Annotated in this window: 19 protein-coding genes and 2 tRNA genes; 9 read left to right on the top strand and 12 right to left on the bottom strand. The window is 44.5% G+C overall.

What is annotated here, in order from left to right:
- The first annotated feature begins 91 nt into the window (after window positions 1-91).
- The 5 genes from A3K91_RS01070 to A3K91_RS01050 all read left to right on the top strand — a co-directional run bounded on the left by A3K91_RS01070 (window position 92) and on the right by A3K91_RS01050 (window position 4,685).
- Window positions 92-1,039, top strand: coding sequence for a ribose-phosphate pyrophosphokinase (locus A3K91_RS01070; protein ID WP_062843629.1), 948 nt, complete (start codon window positions 92-94; stop codon window positions 1,037-1,039).
- A gap of 425 nt (window positions 1,040-1,464) precedes the next feature.
- Entirely contained in the window at window positions 1,465-2,148 is a 684-nt protein-coding gene (locus A3K91_RS01065; RefSeq protein WP_062843628.1) for a 50S ribosomal protein L25/general stress protein Ctc, read from the top strand.
- A gap of 229 nt (window positions 2,149-2,377) precedes the next feature.
- Window positions 2,378-2,959: an aminoacyl-tRNA hydrolase gene (pth, locus tag A3K91_RS01060; RefSeq protein WP_062843627.1), complete on the top strand. Its 582-nt coding sequence runs from the start codon at window positions 2,378-2,380 to the stop codon at window positions 2,957-2,959.
- 98 nt (window positions 2,960-3,057) lie between these two features.
- Window positions 3,058-3,438 (top strand): aspartate 1-decarboxylase, encoded by a 381-nt coding sequence (panD, locus tag A3K91_RS01055; RefSeq protein ID WP_010196068.1) that lies wholly within the window; start codon window positions 3,058-3,060, stop codon window positions 3,436-3,438.
- 269 nt (window positions 3,439-3,707) lie between these two features.
- Window positions 3,708-4,685 carry a calcium/sodium antiporter gene (locus A3K91_RS01050; protein ID WP_062843626.1) on the top strand — a complete coding sequence of 326 codons (978 nt, stop codon included), beginning with the start codon at window positions 3,708-3,710 and terminating at the stop codon, window positions 4,683-4,685.
- A 64-nt stretch (window positions 4,686-4,749) separates the two neighbouring features.
- Here A3K91_RS01050 and A3K91_RS01045 read toward each other — a convergent pair whose 3' ends face one another.
- The 3 genes from A3K91_RS01045 to A3K91_RS01035 all read right to left on the bottom strand — a co-directional run bounded on the left by A3K91_RS01045 (window position 4,750) and on the right by A3K91_RS01035 (window position 5,952).
- Window positions 4,750-5,421 (bottom strand): RDD family protein, encoded by a 672-nt coding sequence (locus tag A3K91_RS01045; protein WP_062843625.1) that lies wholly within the window; start codon window positions 5,419-5,421, stop codon window positions 4,750-4,752.
- 180 nt (window positions 5,422-5,601) lie between these two features.
- Window positions 5,602-5,678: transfer RNA gene (locus A3K91_RS01040), tRNA-Arg, on the bottom strand.
- 184 nt (window positions 5,679-5,862) lie between these two features.
- Window positions 5,863-5,952 (bottom strand) — tRNA-Ser (locus A3K91_RS01035).
- 331 nt (window positions 5,953-6,283) lie between these two features.
- Here A3K91_RS01035 and A3K91_RS01030 point away from each other — a divergent pair.
- The gene (locus tag A3K91_RS01030; RefSeq protein WP_062843624.1) at window positions 6,284-7,078 is read left to right on the top strand and encodes a hydroxymethylpyrimidine/phosphomethylpyrimidine kinase; all 795 of its coding nucleotides are present in this window, start codon (window positions 6,284-6,286) and stop codon (window positions 7,076-7,078) included.
- A 153-nt stretch (window positions 7,079-7,231) separates the two neighbouring features.
- On the opposite strand, the gene A3K91_RS01025 is transcribed toward A3K91_RS01030, so the two are convergent.
- The 5 genes from A3K91_RS01025 to ppx all read right to left on the bottom strand — a co-directional run bounded on the left by A3K91_RS01025 (window position 7,232) and on the right by ppx (window position 13,388).
- A complete protein-coding gene (locus A3K91_RS01025; protein WP_062843623.1) occupies window positions 7,232-7,801 on the bottom strand; it encodes a YggT family protein in 570 nt (189 codons plus the stop codon).
- Window positions 7,802-7,928: 127 nt separating this feature from the next.
- Window positions 7,929-8,762 carry a pyrroline-5-carboxylate reductase gene (gene proC, locus A3K91_RS01020; protein WP_062843622.1) on the bottom strand — a complete coding sequence of 278 codons (834 nt, stop codon included), beginning with the start codon at window positions 8,760-8,762 and terminating at the stop codon, window positions 7,929-7,931.
- Window positions 8,763-8,940: 178 nt separating this feature from the next.
- Window positions 8,941-10,527, bottom strand: coding sequence for a tRNA lysidine(34) synthetase TilS (gene tilS, locus A3K91_RS01015; RefSeq protein WP_062843621.1), 1,587 nt, complete (start codon window positions 10,525-10,527; stop codon window positions 8,941-8,943).
- Window positions 10,528-10,871: 344 nt separating this feature from the next.
- On the bottom strand, window positions 10,872-11,675 hold the full coding sequence (locus A3K91_RS01010; protein WP_062843620.1) for an acetyl-CoA carboxylase carboxyltransferase subunit alpha: 804 nt from the start codon (window positions 11,673-11,675) through the stop codon (window positions 10,872-10,874).
- Between the two features lie 186 nt (window positions 11,676-11,861).
- Window positions 11,862-13,388, bottom strand: a complete 1,527-nt coding sequence (gene ppx / locus A3K91_RS01005; protein ID WP_062843619.1) for an exopolyphosphatase — start codon at window positions 13,386-13,388, stop codon at window positions 11,862-11,864.
- 418 nt (window positions 13,389-13,806) lie between these two features.
- Here ppx and A3K91_RS01000 point away from each other — a divergent pair, with 418 nt between their 5' ends.
- On the top strand, window positions 13,807-14,241 hold the full coding sequence (locus tag A3K91_RS01000; protein ID WP_084387213.1) for an Mpo1-like protein: 435 nt from the start codon (window positions 13,807-13,809) through the stop codon (window positions 14,239-14,241).
- Window positions 14,242-14,308: 67 nt separating this feature from the next.
- Here A3K91_RS01000 and hemL read toward each other — a convergent pair whose 3' ends face one another.
- Together hemL and A3K91_RS00990 are read right to left on the bottom strand one after the other, a co-directional pair.
- Window positions 14,309-15,610 carry a glutamate-1-semialdehyde 2,1-aminomutase gene (gene hemL, locus A3K91_RS00995; protein WP_062843618.1) on the bottom strand — a complete coding sequence of 434 codons (1,302 nt, stop codon included), beginning with the start codon at window positions 15,608-15,610 and terminating at the stop codon, window positions 14,309-14,311.
- Window positions 15,611-15,716: 106 nt separating this feature from the next.
- On the bottom strand, window positions 15,717-16,070 hold the full coding sequence (locus A3K91_RS00990) for a zinc ribbon domain-containing protein YjdM (protein ID WP_057758016.1): 354 nt from the start codon (window positions 16,068-16,070) through the stop codon (window positions 15,717-15,719).
- 257 nt (window positions 16,071-16,327) lie between these two features.
- On the opposite strand from A3K91_RS00990, the gene ygfZ reads away from it, so the two are divergent.
- Together ygfZ and A3K91_RS00980 are read left to right on the top strand one after the other, a co-directional pair.
- Window positions 16,328-17,095, top strand: a complete 768-nt coding sequence (gene ygfZ, locus A3K91_RS00985) for a CAF17-like 4Fe-4S cluster assembly/insertion protein YgfZ (RefSeq protein ID WP_062843617.1) — start codon at window positions 16,328-16,330, stop codon at window positions 17,093-17,095.
- Between the two features lie 56 nt (window positions 17,096-17,151).
- Window positions 17,152-18,477: a D-amino acid dehydrogenase gene (locus A3K91_RS00980; RefSeq protein ID WP_062843616.1), complete on the top strand. Its 1,326-nt coding sequence runs from the start codon at window positions 17,152-17,154 to the stop codon at window positions 18,475-18,477.
- A gap of 201 nt (window positions 18,478-18,678) precedes the next feature.
- Here the strand turns inward: A3K91_RS00980 and A3K91_RS00975 are convergent, their stop codons facing one another.
- Both A3K91_RS00975 and A3K91_RS00970 read right to left on the bottom strand, forming a co-directional pair.
- Window positions 18,679-20,907 carry a molybdopterin oxidoreductase family protein gene (locus A3K91_RS00975; RefSeq protein ID WP_062843615.1) on the bottom strand — a complete coding sequence of 743 codons (2,229 nt, stop codon included), beginning with the start codon at window positions 20,905-20,907 and terminating at the stop codon, window positions 18,679-18,681.
- 117 nt (window positions 20,908-21,024) lie between these two features.
- A complete protein-coding gene (locus tag A3K91_RS00970) occupies window positions 21,025-21,720 on the bottom strand; it encodes a TetR/AcrR family transcriptional regulator (RefSeq protein ID WP_157769646.1) in 696 nt (231 codons plus the stop codon).
- Between the last annotated feature and the right edge of the window lie 13 nt (window positions 21,721-21,733).

Raw genomic sequence — 21,733 nt, 5'->3', positions numbered from 1 at the left:
ACTTCAACTTTTTTCACCACTCTTTTCTTAATTTGAGCAGTTTGTCACTGCTTAGCGGTCGCTGCTTGAGTCAATCAATAGGACTTCTGTCATGCCTTATTTGGCGATTTTTACGGGCAATGCCCACCCAGAATTAGCAAAAACCGTAGCCGATCACCTTCATATACCTCTTGGTAAAGCTGACATCACGCGTTTTTCTGATGGCGAAATTGCCGTGGAAATCAAAGAACACGTACGCGGTAAAGACGTGTTTATCATGCAGCCTACTTGTGCACCAACCAATGACAACTTGATGGAAATCATGATGATGGCCGATGCTTTGCGTCGTTCTAGTGCTGGCCGTATCACAGCCGTCATGCCGTATTTTGGTTACGCTCGTCAGGATCGTCGTCCACGTTCAGCTCGTGTGCCTATTTCTGCTAAGGTCGTCGCTGACATGCTCAACATCGTCAGTATTGATCGCGTGATGACGGTTGACTTGCACTCAGATCAGATTCAGGGTTTCTTTGATATTCCTGTTGATAATATCTACGGTACACCAGTTCTATTGAATGACCTACAAAAACAAGACTATGACAACATCATGGTGGTTTCACCTGACGTTGGCGGTGTGGTTCGTGCACGTGCAATGGCGAAACAGTTGGGCGATACGGATTTGGCAATTATTGATAAGCGCCGTGCACGTGCCAACGAGTCACAAGTCATGCACATCATCGGTGATGTCCGTGGCCGCGATTGTGTGATTGTTGATGATATGGTTGATACCGCAGGTACCCTATGTAAAGCGGCTGAAGCACTAAAAGAACATGGTGCACGCCGCGTCTTGGCTTACATTACCCACCCTGTTTTATCTGGTAACGCGCTAAAAAATATCAGCGAGTCAGCATTAGACGAAGTGGTTGTGACTGATACTATTCCCTTATCAGATGAAGCCAAGGCTTGTAATAAAATCCGTCAGGTAAGCATTGCACCAATGCTGGCTGAAAGCTTACGCCGTATTAACAATGAAGAATCTATTAGTGCGATGTTTGACGCTTAAGCTCAAAACGTAAACAATCATTACGGTGATTTTTATAATCATACGTGTGATAATAAATTGTCAGTAGCCAAATATAAAGCGTCAAGTGTCTTCACTTGGCGCTTTTTTTACTGAATAGTTTGTACAGTCATTTTGCGTAGGTCTTTATTATTACTACAAAACCACGTATAATGCGCGCCTGTGTCGACCACTTTTGACTTTGTCAGGTCGATATTACCAAAAGTGCTGATCAAGCTTAGCAATAACGATTTTTAATGACTGTAATAGACATATCAGTCGTTATGATGAGCGAATGGCAAGATTTGAGTGTTGTCTGTTTTATCAGCAACGACAAATTTTCGCTATCATCACCCATTAGTGGATTGGTCGCAAATCCACTTTTTTATGACCAGACACTTCATCATTCTTTTTATAGGATTATATCCATGAGCACTAATCATTTTGAGCTAAATGCAGTTGATCGTTCTGCTGACCTACAAGGTAAAGGTGCGAGCCGCCGCCTACGTAAGCAGAACCTAGTTCCTGCTATCATCTATGGTGGCAACGCAGAGCCAACAGCAATCTCTATCAAGCTAAACGAGTTGGTAAAAGCGCTTGAGTTTGAAGCATTCTTCTCACACATCTTGACCATCACTGTTGATGGCGAAGAGCATCAAGCCGTTATCAAAGACTTGCAGCGTCATCCTGCAAAAGGCTTCCCAATGCATGCTGACTTCCAGCGCGTTGTAAAAGGTCAAAAAATCCACATGAACGTTCCTGTGCATTTTGTTGGTCGTGAAGAAGCACCAGGTACAGCTGCTGCAGGCGTACTATCTACGCTAGTATCTGATATCGAAGTTGTTTGCTTACCATCACAATTACCTGAATACCTAGAAATAGATGTATCTGGTATGGAAATCGGTGATTTGTTCCGTCTATCAGACATCACTCTTCCTGAAGGTGTTGTGATTCATGAGCTTGAGCTAGAAGACGGCCATGACCGTACTATCGTTAACATGCAGCCACCAACGGTTGAAGAAGTTGACGAAGCTGCTGACGACGTTGATGCTGATGAAGTACCAGCTACTGAGCAAAACGACGGTACTGAAGAAAACAAAGACAGCGAGTAATCATTCCTTTATATAGCCACTCGTTGTAGTGCATATAATCGATGATTTATTCAGTCAAAAAAACAGCAGGTGATTCAGATCTCCTGCTGTTTTTGTAAGTAGGGTTTGGACACCATTATTGGTAAGCTAAGACAGTTCTGTCACACCATCTTTTTGAATATGACTCGACAATGTTTTATGCTGTAGCAAACCTTACCACTCATTTATTACATTCAAGCAGGGTGTTTTTATGGCCATAAAGCTTATCGTCGGTCTTGGTAATCCTGGTGAGCAGTATATGTTTACGCGGCATAACGCTGGATTTTGGTTTGTCCATCATTTGGCTCAGGAATTTAATATCACCCTCTCCCATGACAAAAAATTTCATGGCGTGACGGGGCGTGGACGTATTCATGGGTCTGATGTGCGGCTTTTGATGCCATTGACCTTTATGAATAAGTCTGGTCAGTCAGTGGTGCCGATGGTCAACTTTTATGGAATCAATAATGACGAATTATTGATTGCTCATGATGAGCTCGATATTCCTGCTGGAAGTATCAAGCTCAAAACCAATGGTGGACATGGTGGTCATAACGGTCTACGGGATATTACGCCTCATATCGGCAATGATTTTCATCGTCTACGCATTGGTATTGGGCATCCAGGCCATAAATCAAAAGTCAGTGGCCATGTGCTTTCCAAAGCTGCTCCTAATGAGCAGATTGCCATCGATAGCGCTTTGACAGCTGCTTTTGAGGCATTACCCTTATTGTTAGCTGGGGATGTCGAAAAAGCGCGTGCACAAATCAATGGTTTTAAATTGCCTGAATAACACCATATACAGGTCAGCAGTCTTTTATTTTAGCAAGTTAATCTCTATTAACCTTTTGATTTAGTTAACTAATATCAGCTACGCTAAGGAAGCAACCTATGCTACTTAATATGCTTAAATGCAAGTTACACCGTGCCCGTGTCACCCATGCCGAACTGCATTACGAAGGCTCGTGTGGTATCGACGGTGATCTGCTCGATCTCGCTGGACTACGTGAAAATGAGTCTATCGATATCTATAATGTGACCAATGGCAAGCGCTTTCGCACCTATGCCATCCGTGCTGAAGCAGGCTCTGGGATTATCTCATTAAATGGTGCTGCAGCTCATATGGCAGACTTAGGTGATATCGTCATTATCTGCGCTTACGCCCATTTTGATGAAGTGGAAGCATCAACGTATCAACCAAAGCTTGTCTACTGCAACGAAGACAACACGGTGAAAGATACCGCCAACATCATTCCTGTCCAAGTGGCTTAGATTGAAAAAACACAAAATCTTCGGACAGAATAGACATAACTGATCAACTAAACTGTTGAAGTTATTGTTATTATTTAGTCAAAACCTTTATACTAATACAAAAGCTGAATCCACATGTAGATTCAGCTTTTTTTATACCTTTATGCTTAGGATGTGTTATTAATTAGCCCATTGATACAGCGAGTGGTCTTAAAATCTGAGTAACAACACATCCTAGGAAATTTATATTTTTTATGACGATTTTTGATAATTGATAAGGAACAATACTAATGTGGCTGGCTGTTATTGCGATACTCATTGGATTAGCAATTTTGGTTTGGAGTGCGGATGTTTTTATTGACGGGGCGACCACACTGGCAAAGAAGTTCAGTGTACCTAGCTTTTTGATTGGTGTTTTGATATTAGGAATAGGAACGTCAGCGCCTGAAATGGTTGTGTCAGTGCTGGCAGCAATAGAAGGCAGCCCTGAGTTGGCGCTGGGTAATGCTTATGGCTCTAATATTATCAATATTGCTTTAGTCCTAGGCGCAACGGTATTAATTAGCCCTATTATCATTCGTAAGGCTATCGTAAAACGTGACTTGCCCATCTTAGTAGGGATTACCGTTATAGCGGCATGGCAACTGCGTGATGGCGCATTGAGCGCAGTTGACGGCATTGTCCTAGTGGTATTGCTCATCGCGGTATTGGGGATGCAGATTTTTCTGAGCCTACGTGAAGGCTATCATGAACATGAAGACGATGTAGTAACAGAAATAGACGAAGAAAAAGCCGAACAAAGCGTTGCACGAGGACTTGGCTCTTTATTTATCGGTATTCTAATGCTGGTCATAAGCTCACGTGCAATCGTTTGGGGCGCGGTGGAGCTGGCCACTTTTTGGGGATTGAGCGAGCTGATTATTGGATTGACAATTGTCGCTGTCGGCACGTCATTGCCTGAGCTGGTATCGAGCTTGTCAGCGGCACGCAAAGGCGAACATGACATGGCACTGGGCAATATTATTGGCTCTAATATATTCAATACGCTGGGCGTCGTTGGTCTTGCAGCCTTGATTGCACCCATCACTGTCAACCCTGTTATCTTGTCGCGTGATGTCCTGACAATGGGCGCAATTACCTTATTGCTCGTTGCTCTATGTGTTTATGTGTATATGACCAAGCGTAAATTTGGCCGTCTTTCTGGTACCACGCTGGTACTATTTTTTGTAGGCTATACAGGATGGCTTATTCAAACCGTCAACATGTAGTTTTTGCTATTTAAAACAATGTGCTTAAACGAACGACAGACAGTAGACTGAGTGCATTTTTACCCTACTGACTTTTCTGGTTTTTCTTACGATTTTTGAATCCACTCCATAACCCTTCGTGTGCTACTTTTGGCATTTTTAGGGTAATGGTGTTGGATAGCATATCTTGCACCGCAAGACCACGACGATTGAACACACAAAATGCGTAATTAAATATCAAACCCAAAAAGGCGCTGGTTAATAATAAAGCACGCGATCCGCCGATAAGACTACCAATAATACCAAATAGTAATGGCATCAAACATGCCGCTAGGATACGTTTAAAAGACTGTCCCCATGTCAGCAAGTGACCTGAGTTGTTCACCGTTTTTAATCGCCAAGTTTGCATACCCAATGTCTGCCCACCGCGGCGCCAAAATATGCCATAAAATGCGACCAGCGTTAGTACAAAAGATGGCGTCATTACCACGTTCTGATACCATGTCGGTAGCGACTGTGCTTGCGATGATTGTGTCCCTGTCTGCATCGTCAGCACTGTACCTATCACGGTAAGTATTGTCCCGACCAGAAACAGCAATGCCAAAATTAACATACCATCATAGATAATCGCCACAACGCGAGTCGTTGGCTTAGCGATCGTTGGTTCTTTATCAGGCAGTGGTTGTGTAGAAGGGTTGCGCTTAGGCATTGACTTATTGGCCGCTTTTGCTGGGCGTTTGGATAAACTCTTTGACATGGACAAGCTCATAGCAAGCAGTGAATAATGTCTCTATTGTACCGTAATTCACAGTCTTAGCGTACATTATCATAAGGTGTCACTGTGTGACAAAATAATGGTATCAGACAAAACCTATAGACATAAAAAAATCGCCAAGTTGTCATAAGACAGGCGATTGATTTAATTGATTATGCAAAATGGTGCGCTTGGAGAGATTCGAACTCCCGACCCCTTAGTTCGTAGCCAAGTGCTCTATCCAACTGAGCTACAAGCGCGTACTTTGCAAATCATTTACCGAGTTGTTAAAAACAATTTCAGTAAATTAGGTTGGCTATTATATAGATAATATCGCTTGTGTCAATATCTTTTTTTACTAAATTCAAATTAATTTTTGATCTAATAACTAAAAAGACTTAACGCCAATATATTGCTTTATTACTCTAATAACAACTGAATAAATGGCGGTGAAGGAGGGATTCGAACCCTCGATACGCTTACACGTATGGTTCCTTAGCAGGGAACTGGTTTCAGCCACTCACCCACTTCACCGAACGATATAAAACGCTTATAAAATAACTATAAACTCAGTATCATTGCTAACGATACGTCTTATGTCGTGGGCGAGTATTATAGCAAAGCCAAAACGAATTGCAAGCGTTGTCTACAGATTTATGAGAGTTTTCGTATAATTATTTATTTATAGGCATTTATAGACGTTTGAGTAGATAAAACTTTGGCAAAAATAGTCCTTTGGCTCTCTAACGTGATATTTATCGATGTGTCATGTATCTAAGCGCAGCATTTGGACGACTATGGCTTTTTTGCCGGTAGATGGCTATAGTATTTGCTGTTCATTTCAAACCATATAAAAGGAAGTGTTATGCGACCAGTGGTACTGTGTTTTTCAGGATTGGATCCCTCAGGCGGCGCCGGACTACAAGCAGATATTGAGGCCATTGGGCAAGCAGGTGCCTACGCTACCGTCGCGTGTACAGCAATTACCATACAAAGCTCACAGCAAGTATTTGGTTTTGACGCCTGTGCTGCAAACCTAGTCAAGGCGCAAGCCACGACAGTGCTCGATGATTTACCAGTCGCTGTCATCAAATCAGGTATGCTAGGCACAACTGACAACATCGCAATGCTGACCGGCCTATTTGCTGAGCGCGTGATCGCTGCTACGGTGCCTTTCGTGTTAGACCCTGTATTGGTCGCCAACAGTGGCGGTAGCTTGGGTGACGAAAAGACACTAGTAGCTGCCTTCAAGAAGCTGTTGCCTTACGCCACTTTAGTGACGCCCAACAGTCATGAGCTGCGCGCTTTGAGCGGTGAGCAAGATCTACACGCTGGCGCACAAAAACTATGCGCGCAGGGTACGCATGCGGTCCTTGTCAAAACCTCGCATGATTTTGATAGCGGTGATATCGAACAGTATCTATATGTCAAAGGCGAGATGATACATCAGAGTACTTTGCCACGCTTAGAGGGTGAATTCCACGGATCAGGCTGCTCACTCGCCAGCTTTATTGCGGGACGTTTAGCCATGGGGGATGAGCTTGTTGATGCCGTCAAAGCAGCAGACAGGTGGATTACCCAGACACTGCGCGCGGCTGATGTTCCGCATCCTGACAATGCCGACGCCCAACTGATACCCAATCGCTTCGTTCGCATTTAATGTATTGGTCTTCCTATTCATGTAGTCACACAGATAATACGCTATCTTAAACAGGTTCAACTGAATTAAAAAAGGCGCTCTAAATAGATAGAGCGCCTTCTTGGTTCAAAATTTTATAAACAGTCAATGCTGATTTCAGTAACTAACGTCAGCCTATCCCAGCATGGGCATAAAATTGGCTGTCAAACCACCAATAAATATCTCAAGCAAATAAAATGCAAAGAAAGCAACCATTGGTGATAAATCCAGCATACCTAAGTTTGGCGTGATGCGGCGAAACGGCGCCAAGATAGGCTCAGCAAGATTGATAATAATACCAATGATGGGATGCTCAGATCGGGTAAACACCACAATCCAGCTAACGATAATAGAGCCTATTACCAAATAGCGGCATAGACGCAAGAAATCTAACACTAAACTTGTTGTACCCGTAAAAAATAACGGCACGGGGGCAATGCCTTTATGCGTGAGCGCCGCTTTCCCTGAAATATCAATAAGGCGAATCAAAAACATAAGCACAATGGCAGCAATACTGATACGACCTTGGGCGACAGTTGGAAAAATACGTCCAAATACGTCGACAATATGTGTCGCTTTATAGGCTGGGGCAATCATGGGGTTTCTGGCGTCCATTCCTGCAAACTGTAGCATAAAGCGAATAAATACCAACATCATGGCGAATGTGGTGACCAAATCAAAGATTTGAAATAACATGTTGTTCATGAAGTGCTACTCAATATGATCTTATTAACAGGTTATAGGGTGACAAGTGTCATGTAGGTGTGGGCGCGGTATTACTTCAAGTGCATTATCGGTTGCAGCAATAACGCACTTGATACCATAGAGTAAACTATTTACTCATCTCTTCACTTAACGCTTGGCTGCGATCATAACAAGCTTGCATGGCTTCACCAATTTGGCGACCAATATCATTGGCTTGCATGGACTCAATTGCCGCTTGAGTGGTGCCATTTGGAGACGTTACTTTGCGACGTAATTCAGCGGGCGCATCTTCACTATCCATCGCCATTTTTGCGGCGCCTATCATAGTTTGTAGTGCCAGTGCCGACGCCTGCTCTGTATCTAGTCCTAAGGCGATGCCTTTATCGACCATCGATTCGATAAAGTAAAACATATAAGCGGGCGCTGAACCTGACACGGCCGTAACCGCATGCATATGCGCTTCATCTTCAACCCACATGACCAAGCCTGAAGCTTCCATCACAGCAGTGGCTAATTGTTTTTGCTCAGCAGAAATATTGTCCGTACCATATAGCCCTGTGGCACCCATCTGAATCATAGCGGGTGTGTTCGGCATCGCACGTACAATATTGCGGTAACCATTTAACATGTTAGATAACAGCTCCGTCGATAAGCCTGCCGCGACTGAAATCACCAATTGACTGCTCAAGGCGTCAGCAAACGCGCCAATAACCGCTTTCATGACTTGTGGCTTTACCGCCAGTACTACGATGTCAGCATCGATAACCGCTGCATTTGCATCGGCAGTAGGATCGACGGTGTTCAATCCTTTCGCTGCCAATTGTTCACGTACAGACAGATTAGGGTCAGCAACCGTAATTAGATTCGGTTGGATACCGCAGCCAATCAGCCCACTAATCAGGGCCTGCGCCATATTACCGCCGCCAATGAAGCTGATTTTCTTGTTATCTAATACTGACATACTTGTCTCCTACTCGCAAAATTCAAAGGCATTAAAACTAACATAATGCTAGGTAAAATGACACTCAGTTTAACATACTGCCACCGCCATCGTTTGAGAAATTCAAACGGTCAAAACGCGTATCAAGTAACAAAAAACTCAATGCAGCTAAACAACGTCATCCGTTTTTTAACAGATACTATTGAATACGCAAATGACTATTCACCAGCTCACTGAGTAGACTTTCTGTGAGCTGACTAGATAGATCAGCAGAACTCAAATGCCAGCTCTCAAAAGGTGATAGTAATAATATCGGAATCTCCTTTGCTGGCTCACTTGCAATTTTTTCATTTCTGGCTTCATTTTCTAAAGCTACACTTACCACCACCAAACTCTCTCGCAACCAAAGTGGAATACCCAGTGTTTGGTACAGCTTTTTGCCTGATTGTGGGCTTGAAGCCTGTCTAGTTTGAATGCGCTGCTGGCGATTTAATGGCGCTATTTTTAATACTTGTTTAGTCGCTGTTTCACCGTTTTTACTATTGCTATTATGATCTGATAGTTGCGCCAACACATTTGGGGTCACGTGCAGTTGCCACATAAAGTCTGGACTCATACGCAAGCTTACGAGCGTAGATTTGGTAGCAGCAACATCAGGAACTAAATTAAGATTACAATTTAACTCTACCTGTTCAGTAAGCGGCATCTTAAGCCATTTTAGCCAATCACTGCTCAAGCGATACAGCTGCTGGCGGTAGCGACGAATGGTATAGGACTGCTTGCGACCTTGCCAAAATAACTCGGTTTGATGATCATGATCACAGCGTTGGCTTAGCTGTATCACATCATCTATCAGTTGTTTGGCTGGTGGTAACGGCTCATCTTGACCAAGCCAGTGGTGCAATAGTTGGCGCTGTCGATGCAACGGTAGCGCTGCTAATTTATCAATATCGAGTACTCGCTGAGCAGAAGACAATTGTAATGAGCCAATAGCGGTTTGCTCTACATCTTGTATCGCTTGAGCTCGAACAGTCGCCTCTGCATCGCTCAGTAGCTGCGCGCTACGAGCAATATTATCGATGACATTTGGATTGTATTCCGCGAGCATTGGCATAATATCCCGTCGCAGACCACTGCGTACGTTATCGCCAGTCTCATTGGTCGGATCGTCAATATAAGGGAGCTGCAAGCGCGTGGCATAAGCACTGATATCGGCGCGCTGAACGGTGAGCCAAGGTCGCCATAATATAATGCGATGCGCCCCTTGCGTTTGTACTCGCCAAGGCTGTATACCAGACAGACCGTTAACGCCTGCTCCTTGAATCAGACGCATAAGCACTGTTTCTGCTTGGTCATCAGCGTGGTGCGCCAATAGTAATACATCGTCTTGATTCATATGGGCGCGTATAACGTCATAGCGTGCCTGCCGCGCGGCTTGCTCATCATGACCGTTCACTTGTGCTTGTAAGACATGACACGGCAGTTGCTGCTTTTGCGCCCACTGTGCCACATGCATCGACCAGTGGTGACTGTCCGCTTGCAGACGATGATCGACATGTAAAAGCTGTGGCAAAAACGGTAACTTCCCTTGGCGATAAAGCTGGACACATAATGCGGCGAGCGCCAATGAGTCACGGCCACCACTACAAGCCAGCCAAATACGCCGACCATGCAGCCGTGCACCATAGTCAGATAAGCTATTCAAAAATGCGGCTGCCAATTTGGCATCGGTAGGTCGCGCTGCTATGGGCTCAATGGGATGTGGCACGATGGCACTACTGGTCATAGTTAACCCTGCTTATTTGATGGTCATATGAATTGTATAGTCGATTGACTTTAAAAAGGAATACTTATAGCAGTCGCACGTAGCCTCTCATGTATCGTTTTCATGTTGTACCGGCTACAGTCAATGTACTTTAAAATCGACATTATACGCATGGCATGAATTTTCATAAGCGTTTGTAATCTTATAAAGTTTGATCCTAAAAAGCCTATGGTTAATGTTGCTTAACCGTTCTGTTCTATCCGTTCATAGATTAGTTCATAGGCATAAAAAAACGCGCCATTAAATGACACGTTTTTATTTTAGCACTAAGCTTGGCGCTCTCACATAAAAAGCTCGAGCTCAAACTAGCAAGGCAACATCACATCTGAGTTAAAAGACTTCAGCTTCTCATAGCGTAACTCACAACGCTTTTGTGCATCCAAATCTATAATCTCGTCCAATTGCTCAGCAATCAGCGCCTTCAAAGCATTCATCACAGGCTGCGGCTGGATATGAGCGCCTTCCCCTTCTTCGATAACGGCATCAATCAAACCCATCTGATGCAGATTAATCGCATTCAGTTTCAACGCTTCACTGGCATCTTGTGCTTTTTCAGCCGTTTTCCACAGGATAGAAGCACAGCCTTCAGGAGAGATGACCGAATAGATACTGTTTTGCAGCATGTTTACTTTGTCACCCACCCCAATCGCCAATGCACCACCAGAACCACCTTCACCAATAATAGTCACAATAATAGGGACTTTTAGGCTAGAAAAAACAGCGATACTTTCGGCAATAGCTTGTGCTTGTCCACGTTCTTCAGCGCCAATACCCGGATAGGCACCTTGGGTGTCTACGAAAGTCATCACTGGAATATTAAAGCGCTCAGCCATTTTGACCAAACGAATCACTTTGCGGTAACCTTCAGGGTTTGCCATACCAAAGTTATGAGCAATACGCTCACGAGTGCTACGACCACGATGTTGACCAATGACCATCACAGGTTTACCGTCGAAGCGCGCAAGTCCGCCTAGAATGGCTTTGTCATCGGCATAAGCACGGTCGCCATGCAACTCATCAAATTCGGTAAATAGCTGATTAACATAGTCCATAAATAATGGACGCTTGGCATGTCGTGCAAGCTGCACACTATCCCAGACAGTGCTCATAGACGCTTCCCTTTAATCGTTATACATAATAATGGTATCGTTATCTATTTTTAGATAATGAAAGTACAGTTGTAAACTCAATAGAAGCTATAGTAGCACATCTTATTTGGCATGGCATTACTGACAAAGCAGCTTTTGTTACGTTAATCTTTAACGCCATCATTACAATAGTAACCACTCACCGTTTTAAGCAGCGACAATGCTTAGCTTCACGCCCCACTTTGCAAATTGATCGACTTCAGTATAAAGGTCAGGCAGCAAAAAAGCATAATGTTCACTATCATTAGCCACCGTGATTTGCCAGCAATTATCTTCAATGATTTCTAGCTGCAGCTCTGGTAACTCCTGATCGCTACGGCTGTGATGCGCCAGCACCGCAAGACGCAACAGTAGACACAAATAAACGAGCTGATCACCACCGATGTTAAGAGTTTGCTCCAGCATATCTGCTTTGAGCTTACGACGATGATTGAGCATCAGTTGTGCCATACGCTTTTGATCAACTTGCGAAAACCCTGGGATATCAGAATACTCGAGCAAATAAGCACTGTGTTTATGATAGCTACTGTGACTGATCGCAAGGCCAATTTCATGCAAAAAAGCCGCCCGTCTGAGCAAATCACCATCATCACTACTCAAAAGCAATCTTTTCTTCACTTGCTCGAACAAAGCCCGGCTGGTTTTTACCACTTGTTTTGCTTGCTTTTTATCGCCTGAATAGCGCTTAATGAGGGCGAGTACACTACGGTCACGCACATCTTCACTCGCAAAGCGTCCAAGCATGTCATACATGACGCCTTCACGTAGCGCCCCGTCTGAATAGCTGATGGTGTCAATACCCAATACTTGCATCACAGCGCGCAGTACTGCTACTCCTGCAGGAAATATGGCTTTACGGTGTTCCTTGACACCTTCTAGATCAATATTATCGACATGACCTGTTTTGAGCAGTAATTTTTCGAGATTTTTAACGCCTTTATAGGTGATGCACTCTTGCTCATCAGCCCAGCCTTTTGATACCAAGACATTGCGCACCGCTTTAATCGTACCACTCGAGCCAACCACACTGGTCCAGCCCATTTTTTGGTAACGACCATTGATAGCGAGCACTTCTTTACGCGCACCTGACATGGCTTTGGTAAAAGCTTCTTTGGTAATTTGACCATCAGCAAAATACTTTTGCGTGAAAGCCACACAACCCATTTGCAAGCTTTCGGTCAATAGCGGATCGAAGCCTTGACCGATGATAAATTCTGTTGAACCGCCGCCGATATCAATGACCAAGCGCTTGTCGCTACTGGCATTGGTGTGAGAGACACCCAAATAAATCAATCGCGCCTCTTCTCGCCCTGCAATAATTTCGATGGGCTTTGGCAAAATTTTATTGGCATGAGCGATAAAATCGTTGGAGTTTTTGGCTTGTCGCAACGCGTTTGTTGCTACCACACGAAGACGTTCGGGTGGTACCGAATCCAAGCGTGCCACAAAACGGCTTAAGCATTCAAGACCACGCTTTTCAGCGGCCGCACTTAAGATATTATTTTCGTCCAGTCCAGCCGCCAGCTGAACCTTTTCAGACATAGAAACTACTTTTCTCACCTCACCATGATCAAGACGAGCAATGGCCAAATGAAAACTGTTGGAACCGATATCGATAGCTGCCATCATCTCATCGTCAGTGAGAGGTGGGTTTTTAAGATAGTCAATAGGCATAGGAGAAATCGTTACCATGTCAGATAAATAGGAAGAATAGGGATTAAAAGTGAGACAAAGAACCGATAGAAATTACACGGGCAGAAAACATGACATTTATGCGAACCGATGTAATTGCCACCATTAAAGCATTTATGCCAAAAACTGGCAAGAGACACAACATTGGCACATAAAGACAAATACACTATTCATGAAATAATGGACGCATGCGGCGCATCTGTTACTTGTATTCACCAGATTGGTTTGCTACATTAAAATTTAAGAATATTATAATAGATAACAGTTACTTACTGAGTAGTTATACATGTAGAGTAAAAATAAAAGCCGCCATGATGTCTATTCAAACGTGTTTTGATCGGTGCATAAATGGGTACATCATACGTGATATATAATAAATGACTAGCAAGGATGCTAAACCATGAACCTCAATGACACAGCGCTCTCGACCGAAACTGCAGCCACTCAGGATGGCGATTACACCAATAAAACTACCAAAACAGACCTTATAAAAGCCGATCCTTCGATAAAACAAAATTTTTACGATTTTTATTTGGGTGAACATCAAAACATGGCATGTCGCCGTTTGCATTTTGCTGGCAGCAGCTTTGGTCTATTAGGTCTAGCAAAATCTGTCAAAGACCGCTCTCCAACCCCCTTACTAAAAGGTATTGCTGCCGGCTACGCCTGTGCATGGGTTGGGCATTTTTTCTTCGAAAAAAACAAACCAGCCTCTTTTAAATTTCCGCTCAAAAGCTTTGCCAGCGATTTTCGCATGTATAGTGATGTACTACGCGGTAATCTAAGTTTAAAAGATCGCAAATACGACAGAGCCAGAAAAAAACCAGCACAGTAATGGATTTACTTGTGCTGGCAATGGTTTAAAACCACGTATTCTAAAAAAACAGCGTTAAGCGGTCAAATTATTGCTTTGCCATGTTTGCAAAAATCTCATCAGCAGCAGCAATCGACGCATCAATATCTTCTGCACTATGTTTGATAGACATAAAACCTGCTTCATAAGCCGATGGCGCAAGGTAAATACCACGATCGAGCATACCGTGGAAGAAAGTATTGAACACATCCATATCGCATTCTGTCACGTCATCAAAGTTTTTTGGCGTTTCAGTTGTGCTGTCTTTGACAAAGAACATACCAAACATACCGCCAAGCTTATTAGTACGTAGGTTGATACCATGCTTGTCAGCTGCCGCTTGGAAGCCATCGACCAGATGATCGACTTTAGCAGATAAGTCTTCGTAAAAACCCTCTGCCGTTAAGTCTTCAAACATCGCAATACCAGCACGCATTGCTAGCGGATTACCTGATAATGTACCAGCTTGATACACGCCGCCAAGGGGTGCGATACAAGACATAATCTCTTCTTTACCGCCAAACGCACCGACTGGTAGACCTGCACCGATGATTTTGCCAAAACATGTCAAATCAGGGGTGATACCAAAATGTGCTTGCGCACCGCCCAGACCCACGCGGAATCCTGTCATGACCTCATCAAAGATAAGCACAGCGCCATTGGCGGTACATTCTGCACGCAGGGTATCATGGAATTCTTGCGCCGGAATGACCATGTTCATGTTGCCAGCGATAGGCTCCAAGATAACGCAAGCAATCTCGTCGCCCCATTTCTCAAAACAGTCTTTGATCGCCTGTGGATCATTATAAGGAATCGTAATGGTATGCTTCGCAAAATCCGCTGGCACGCCTTTAGACGTTGGCTCACCGATATCGAGCATGCCTGAGCCTGCTTTTACCAGCAGACTGTCTGAATGCCCATGGTAGCAGCCTTCAAATTTGACGATTTTGTCACGCTGAGTGTAGCCGCGCGCCAAACGAATCGCACTCATGGTCGCTTCTGTCCCTGAGCTGGTCATACGAATCATCTCAACACTTGGCACAATCTCACAAATCTTGTCAGCAACCGTCGTTTCAAACGGCGTTGGTGTCCCAAAGCTCAAACCATCGTCAGCGGCTTTTTTGACCGCATCAATGACTTTTGGATGCGCATGACCCAAAATCATTGGGCCCCAAGAACCAACATAATCAATATAAGCATTGTCTTCGGTGTCATAGATTTTGCTGCCATTGGCACGGTGCATAAAGATTGGCGTACCACCGACCCCTGCAAAAGCGCGGACGGGTGAATTGACGCCACCTGGGATATGTTTACGGGCTTGTGCAAATAGCTGTTCGTTTTTAGTACTCATAGCTGTTCTCTATTTATAGGTTTTATATTCTATACGGTCTGTATTTTCTAAATGTCGTCAGTCTTATATTTGTTTACTATCAAATCTTTCAAGACATTTTTACAATTTATGCTTTTTTAACCACAGAAGATTTGAGCTTCATAGGACCATAACCATCAAGTTTGCAGTCAATATCGTGACCATCGGTCGCGTCTGGCAACAGGCGAATGCTTTTTGCTTTAGTGCCCACTTTGATGACGATTGAGGAACCTTTAACTTTTAAATCTTTAATCACGGTGACCGCGTCGCCATCCTGTAACTCATTACCCACCGCATCGCGGATGACGGCATCTTGGTCTTCAGCTTGCGCCGCATCCGTCTCAGCCGCCGTCCACTCGTGAGCGCACATCGGACATACCAGTAACGCACCATCTTCGTACGTATATTCAGCATCACATTTTGGACAATTAGGTAAGCTCATTATTTCCTCGGCAGCCATCGTAAATTAGGGGTATTCTGGAGCTCACATTGTACCGTAACTCGTCACCTTTAACCAATTTGTACCTTTGAAAATTGGGTGTCGGCCCCAAGCTATAGCCAAGCGATGACATTTTTTATGACTGTCGGTTTTGTGGTACTCTTTGTAGCTACATCCAGATTTATTTTTACGCTTTTTTCTCACTCAATTTTGCTGCTCATACCTTTACTAAATACACTTTTATTAGAAGGATAATAATAATGACTCAAGTTTCAGACACATCAATACTGCCGCAGTTTGCCCAACTCACCATTCAAGGGGAAGACGCGGAAAAATTCCTCCAAGGTCAGCTTACCTGTGATGTCACTAAACTTGGACTGAGCTACCAAGCCGCAGCTATCGGCAATTTAAAAGGTCGGATTGAATTTGGTATTTGGATTAAAAAACAGGCAGAAAAACAATATGATGTGGTCATTAGTGCCGATTGTGCCGCATCTCTACAATCGCACTTGAAAAAGTTCGGGGCATTTTCTAAATTTGATACCAGCGAACCGATTGCTATTTATCCCTGTGTACTGGCAGATGAGCCCACTTTTAGTCATAAAGAAGATCATAATACGCCCAAAGACACGCAAGCGTGGATGCAATGTAGTCTTGCTACGGGCAACTATTGGATCGTTGCCGCCACTCAAGGTGAGTTCCAACCACAAGAGCTGCGCCTGCATCAGCGTGGCGGCATGGACTACGACAAAGGCTGCTACTTGGGTCAAGAAGTCATTGCTCGTATCTATTTTAAATCTGCCCCAAAAGCATTTTTACACTATGTAAAAGGCTCCAGTGTAAAAGGCGCAGGTACCGCGCCAACAGCAGGGGATAAGCTGGACAAAATCCAAGTGGTCAATACCCTAACGACGGCTGAGGGTTTTGAAGCGCTCGTGGTGGCTCGCCCAGAACACCTTGCTGAGAGTGAGTTAACGGTATTGGATTTACCGCCTGCCCTACAAGCAGATGTTGCTCGCGCAAAATAGCCCCAAACAATCCGTATATCTCTTACCTATTTTACTAAAACGCAGCAGAGCGTCCTATGACACATATTGTGGTACTCGGAGCAGGTGTGGTGGGCGTGACCACCGCATGGTATCTACGTCAAGCTGGTTATGACGTGACTGTGATTGAGCGCGAATCAGCGGCAGGCATGCAAACGTCTTTTGCCAATGGTGGTCAGATATCGGTCTCGCATGCCACGCCTTGGGCCAATCCAGCCACGCCGATGAAAGCGCTTAAGTGGTTGTTTAAAGAGGACGCTCCGTTGCTTTATCGGCTTCGTGCGGATAAAGCGCAGCTCAAATGGGCCATGCAGTTTTTGCAAGAATGCCGCGCTGACAAAGCCGATGCCAATTTGGTACAAATGATACGTCTGGGGCTGTATTCACGGGATGCCTTGCAACAATTGCGGGCTGATATTGGCATTGATTACGAGCAGCAGACTCGCGGTATCATGCATTTTTATACCAGTCAGGCCGAGTTTGATGCCGCTCTCAAACCCACAGAACGCATGCAAGCACTTGGCTGTGAGCGCTACGTCATTGATATCAATAACGCCGTGAGTCTGGAGCCAGCGCTGTATCACATTGCTCACAAACTCACGGGAGCGACGTATACCAGTCGCGATGAGTCTGGCAATGCGCACCTCTTTACCCAGCGGCTTGCTCAGCGCTGTATAGAAGCGGGCGTCCGTTTTTTATATGACACCGAGATTTTAGCTCTCAATACCGACACGCAAGCCAGTCGACCACGTATCCATAGTATTACCATCAGACCCAAAGGCGAAAACGCCCAAACCTTTAGTGCTGATAGCCACGTATTGGCGCTTGGCAGTTATAGTGCGCCATTGATGAAGACGCTTGGTATTCATCTGCCTATTTTTCCTGCAAAAGGCTATTCAGCCACTTATCAAGTTAATCCTCGTGCGCCGCACCATGCTCCTTTTATCAGCCTTATTGATGACGAATTTAAGCTGGTGACTTCACGTCTTGGTGACAAACTACGAGTCGCAGGGACGGCAGAATTCAATGGCTATAATTTAGATTTGAATACGGTGCGCTGCGAAGCCATTACCAAGCGCGTACAGCAATTATTTCCAAAAGGCATCATTGCAAACTCTGTCCAGTATTGGACAGGACTGCGACCTATGACGCCCTCTAATGTGCCTTTAATTGGACGCGCCCATGTGGGTCAAGTTCGTCACGGCAGTCATAATGTGGATTCGACCTACGATAATTTGTGGCTCAATACCGGTCATGGAACGCTTGGTTGGACACATGCCTGCGGTTCGGCAAAGGCGCTGAGCTTATTGATGCAAGGCGAGACACCCGCTGTCGATTTTGACTTTGTGGGCATAACCGCATAAGAAAGGCGCTTAATGTAACGATAGTCAGTCCTAAATAAAAAAATAACATCCATTATCATGCAATACTGATATAAACTTTTCTTACTTGCTGTACCTTTACAGACAGAGGCGGCGCAAAATTTATATCAGTCTCGCTATCTTTATTTTATAGTGGATGAACTACATATGAGCGCTTTTTTATACAAGCTAAGTCTGTCTAGCCTAGGCTGCACTGCTGGATTCGCTATCAGATGTAGTGGTTGGTGAATCAGTTTTTGAGTCAGTAGTGTCCAGATTAGACGTTTCAGGCGCGACTGCCTCTAATTGCACTGGCACGCCATTCACCGCTGCATTACCACTTAATGTATCAATCAATGTATCGTCTGTCAGATCGTTCACACTGACACCAGCATGGGCTTGCGCAATTTTTTGCTTAACGCCTTTACGTCCATGACCAAAACCATGCGGAATACTGACAACACCTGGCATCAGCTCATCGGTCACTTCTGCTGTAATGACCACGCTGCCTACTCGAGAGGTCACTCTCACATCTTGACCGTCTTTAATACCGTGCTGCTCTGCTGTTTCTGGATGCAGCATGAGCGTACAACGAGACTTGCCTTTGACCAAGCGCTGGCTGTTATGCAACCAAGAATTGTTGCTACGTACATGGCGACGACCTATGAGTAAGATTTGTGTGTCGTCATAATCTTGCATCATCGCTTGTACACGGTCTAAATCTGCTTGATAAAAATCTACATTTAGATGGATTTTCTGATCTTTGTGCTTTAAGGCTTGTGGCAGCATTGGTTTGAGCGGCCCCAAGTCAACGCCGTGCAGATTTTTTTTCAATTTTTTTAAATTCAAACCTTTATAGGGGCCGCGTCTTAGGCCTTGATCAAGTATGAATTTCGGTCCCAAGACACTGATGAGTAGGCGTTCAACCTTAGTAGCCATCGATACTTTTTTATCCAGACGCTTTGCCAGCTCTAAATAAATCTGCCAATCGTGTTTGGCTTTTTTATGTTTACGAAACAAGGCTTTTGAATATTTAGCGACATTGTGTACCGCAAAGTTGTTAAAGGTCACGTCGTAATGATCGCGCTCTAAAGGTGAGACGGGTGGCAAAATAATATGGGCATGACGACTGGTTTCATTGATGAAATAATCCAACGACACCATAAAGTCCAAGTTTGCCAGCGCCGTATCCAATTTTTCACCATTGGGGGTACTCAAAACAGGATTGCCTGCAACCGTCATAAATCCTTTTAATTGTCCTTCGCCTTCTACCAACATCTCATCCGCCATGGCAACCACTGGATAATCGCCATTGAAGTCGGGCAAATTATTCACTCGGCTGTGGCGCTTGCCCAAATAGCCAGGGCCTGAGTTATTGACCACATCCACCGCAGGTTTAGGGAACATCAAGCCACCGGCTTCATCTAAGCGCCCAGTGACGATATTTATCACCATAATCAGATACTGGCTTAACAAGCCAAACGCTTGTACTGAGACGCCCATACGGCCATAACAGACGGCGCTCGGTGCTTCACAAAACTCTGTCACCATGCGTTTGATGTCAACTGCGGCAATACCAGTAATGCTGGCCACTGACTCTGCACTATAATCTTTGGCAAAGTCTGCGATTCGCTCAATCTCTGGAGCTAACGACACCGCTTTATTATTGTTAAGCCGCGCTTTATCGGCATAACCTTGCGCGTAGGTTTCGTTCAGCATTGCTAGTAGCAATAACACGTCGGTCGCTGGGCGTATGAAATGATGCTCGCTTGCAATCTCTGCGGTTTCGGTCCGTCTTGGGTCAATCACCACCACTTTACCATCGCGAGCTTTGATGTCTTTTAGTTTTTGGCGCATGTTTGGTGCGGTCATAATACTGCCGTTAGACGCCAGCGGATTACCACCTATGATGAGCATGTATTGGGTACGATTGATGTCAGGAACAGGAATACGCAGCATATGACCGAATAAATGCATACTCACGATGTGATGGGGTAACTGGTCGATGGAAGTGGCAGAAAAACGACTGCGCGTCTTGATGCTACCCAGTAGATGCTTAATCGTTAGCATCCCGCCCAAGTTGTGGACATTTGGATTGCCAAGGTAGATCCCAAGGGCGTTTTTGCCATGTTTTTGCTGTACGAATTTGATGCCTACTGCTACTTTGTCCAAGGCATCAGGCCAGCTAATTTCCTTCCAGCCATCTTTCGTTCTCTCGACAGGCTGGCGCAAACGATCAGGGTCTTCATGTAAATCCTGCAAGGCAGTCGCTTTTGGGCAAATATACCCTTGTGAGAACGGGTCATCCTTATCACCCTTAATCGATAGTACTTTGTCACCATCATGTTTGATAACGATACCGCACATCGCTTCGCACAAATTACAGGTCCGAAAATGCGTTTGTTCGTTGTCCTGCACAGCTTTGCTACTCATGGTCACGCTCCTTATTATGTGTTTACGATCATCCCTGCTATATAAATTCCATTTCATAATAATGTGATAACCATCACTTTTTTACGAGGTTGCTCACCACAGTACTTTTTATATTGATTAGTGACAGCTTTCGTGAAAAAAACTACTAAACAACACATCAAAATTTTTGCACAAGATAGCAATGGCCTGCGACCTTGAGTATCGCTCTTGGTGGCAGCCTATTATCAACTCATGGACTTGCGCCACAGCCACATCAACGCAGAGATTGACTTGAGAGGCTTCAAAAGAACACTGCGCTGACGTCAATCCTTGGGCAAATATTTCTGCCCATGACTCTTTTATCTCACCAATCAAGCGACCCAAACCTTTATCTGATAAACGATCAGTGACACCGCCCTTTTGGCATATCTCTTGATGTTCTGCCTGCGTTGTCGCACGCAAACCATCTTCGATTAAGCGCTGAAACAGCTCGATATTTTGAAAAGCTGCATCAAAAATCATGATCAAACAATACTGGCAACGCTGATAAAACTGCTCGCTTGTCAACGTTGTATAGTCCTTGAGCATGGTTATCCAAGCCGTACGCATGGGTGAGAGATAGTGATGTTTGAGCTGCTCACTCAACTCGTTTTGTAGCGCCTCCAAGCTATCGAAATGATTGTAAAAACTGGGCTGTGCAATACCAGCGTTTTTTGCAATCTTGTTCATACTCATGCCACAAGCGCCTTCTGCACTATAGAGTTGCAACGCACTTTTTAGCAGAGCATGCCGTGTTTTGGCTTTGGCTTGCTCACGCTTTGATTCTGTAGGCATTTCAGTCGCTATG

The sequence above is a fragment of the Psychrobacter alimentarius genome (assembly GCF_001606025.1).
GTDB classification, from domain to species: domain Bacteria; phylum Pseudomonadota; class Gammaproteobacteria; order Pseudomonadales; family Moraxellaceae; genus Psychrobacter; species Psychrobacter alimentarius.
Note: the sequence above shows the minus strand (reverse complement) of the source record. Positions and strands in the feature narration are given on the sequence as shown.

Bases quoted from the DNA above. Each gene is read 5' to 3' on its own strand.
- A3K91_RS00980 (WP_062843616.1), top strand. From the start codon at position 17,152: ATGACACATATTGTGGTACTCGGAGCAGGTGTGGTGGGCGTGACCACC.
- tilS (WP_062843621.1), bottom strand. From the start codon at position 10,527: ATGACCAGTAGTGCCATCGTGCCACATCCCATTGAGCCCATAGCAGCG.
- A3K91_RS01050 (WP_062843626.1), top strand. From the start codon at position 3,708: ATGTGGCTGGCTGTTATTGCGATACTCATTGGATTAGCAATTTTGGTT.
- hemL (WP_062843618.1), bottom strand. From the start codon at position 15,610: ATGAGTACTAAAAACGAACAGCTATTTGCACAAGCCCGTAAACATATC.
- A3K91_RS00990 (WP_057758016.1), bottom strand. From the start codon at position 16,070: ATGAGCTTACCTAATTGTCCAAAATGTGATGCTGAATATACGTACGAA.
- A3K91_RS01070 (WP_062843629.1), top strand. From the start codon at position 92: ATGCCTTATTTGGCGATTTTTACGGGCAATGCCCACCCAGAATTAGCA.
- ygfZ (WP_062843617.1), top strand. From the start codon at position 16,328: ATGACTCAAGTTTCAGACACATCAATACTGCCGCAGTTTGCCCAACTC.
- A3K91_RS01030 (WP_062843624.1), top strand. From the start codon at position 6,284: ATGCGACCAGTGGTACTGTGTTTTTCAGGATTGGATCCCTCAGGCGGC.
- A3K91_RS01045 (WP_062843625.1), bottom strand. From the start codon at position 5,421: ATGTCAAAGAGTTTATCCAAACGCCCAGCAAAAGCGGCCAATAAGTCA.
- A3K91_RS00970 (WP_157769646.1), bottom strand. From the start codon at position 21,720: ATGCCTACAGAATCAAAGCGTGAGCAAGCCAAAGCCAAAACACGGCAT.
- ppx (WP_062843619.1), bottom strand. From the start codon at position 13,388: ATGCCTATTGACTATCTTAAAAACCCACCTCTCACTGACGATGAGATG.
- A3K91_RS01025 (WP_062843623.1), bottom strand. From the start codon at position 7,801: ATGAACAACATGTTATTTCAAATCTTTGATTTGGTCACCACATTCGCC.
- pth (WP_062843627.1), top strand. From the start codon at position 2,378: ATGGCCATAAAGCTTATCGTCGGTCTTGGTAATCCTGGTGAGCAGTAT.
- A3K91_RS00975 (WP_062843615.1), bottom strand. From the start codon at position 20,907: ATGAGTAGCAAAGCTGTGCAGGACAACGAACAAACGCATTTTCGGACC.
- A3K91_RS01065 (WP_062843628.1), top strand. From the start codon at position 1,465: ATGAGCACTAATCATTTTGAGCTAAATGCAGTTGATCGTTCTGCTGAC.
- proC (WP_062843622.1), bottom strand. From the start codon at position 8,762: ATGTCAGTATTAGATAACAAGAAAATCAGCTTCATTGGCGGCGGTAAT.
- A3K91_RS01000 (WP_084387213.1), top strand. From the start codon at position 13,807: ATGAACCTCAATGACACAGCGCTCTCGACCGAAACTGCAGCCACTCAG.
- panD (WP_010196068.1), top strand. From the start codon at position 3,058: ATGCTACTTAATATGCTTAAATGCAAGTTACACCGTGCCCGTGTCACC.
- A3K91_RS01010 (WP_062843620.1), bottom strand. From the start codon at position 11,675: ATGAGCACTGTCTGGGATAGTGTGCAGCTTGCACGACATGCCAAGCGT.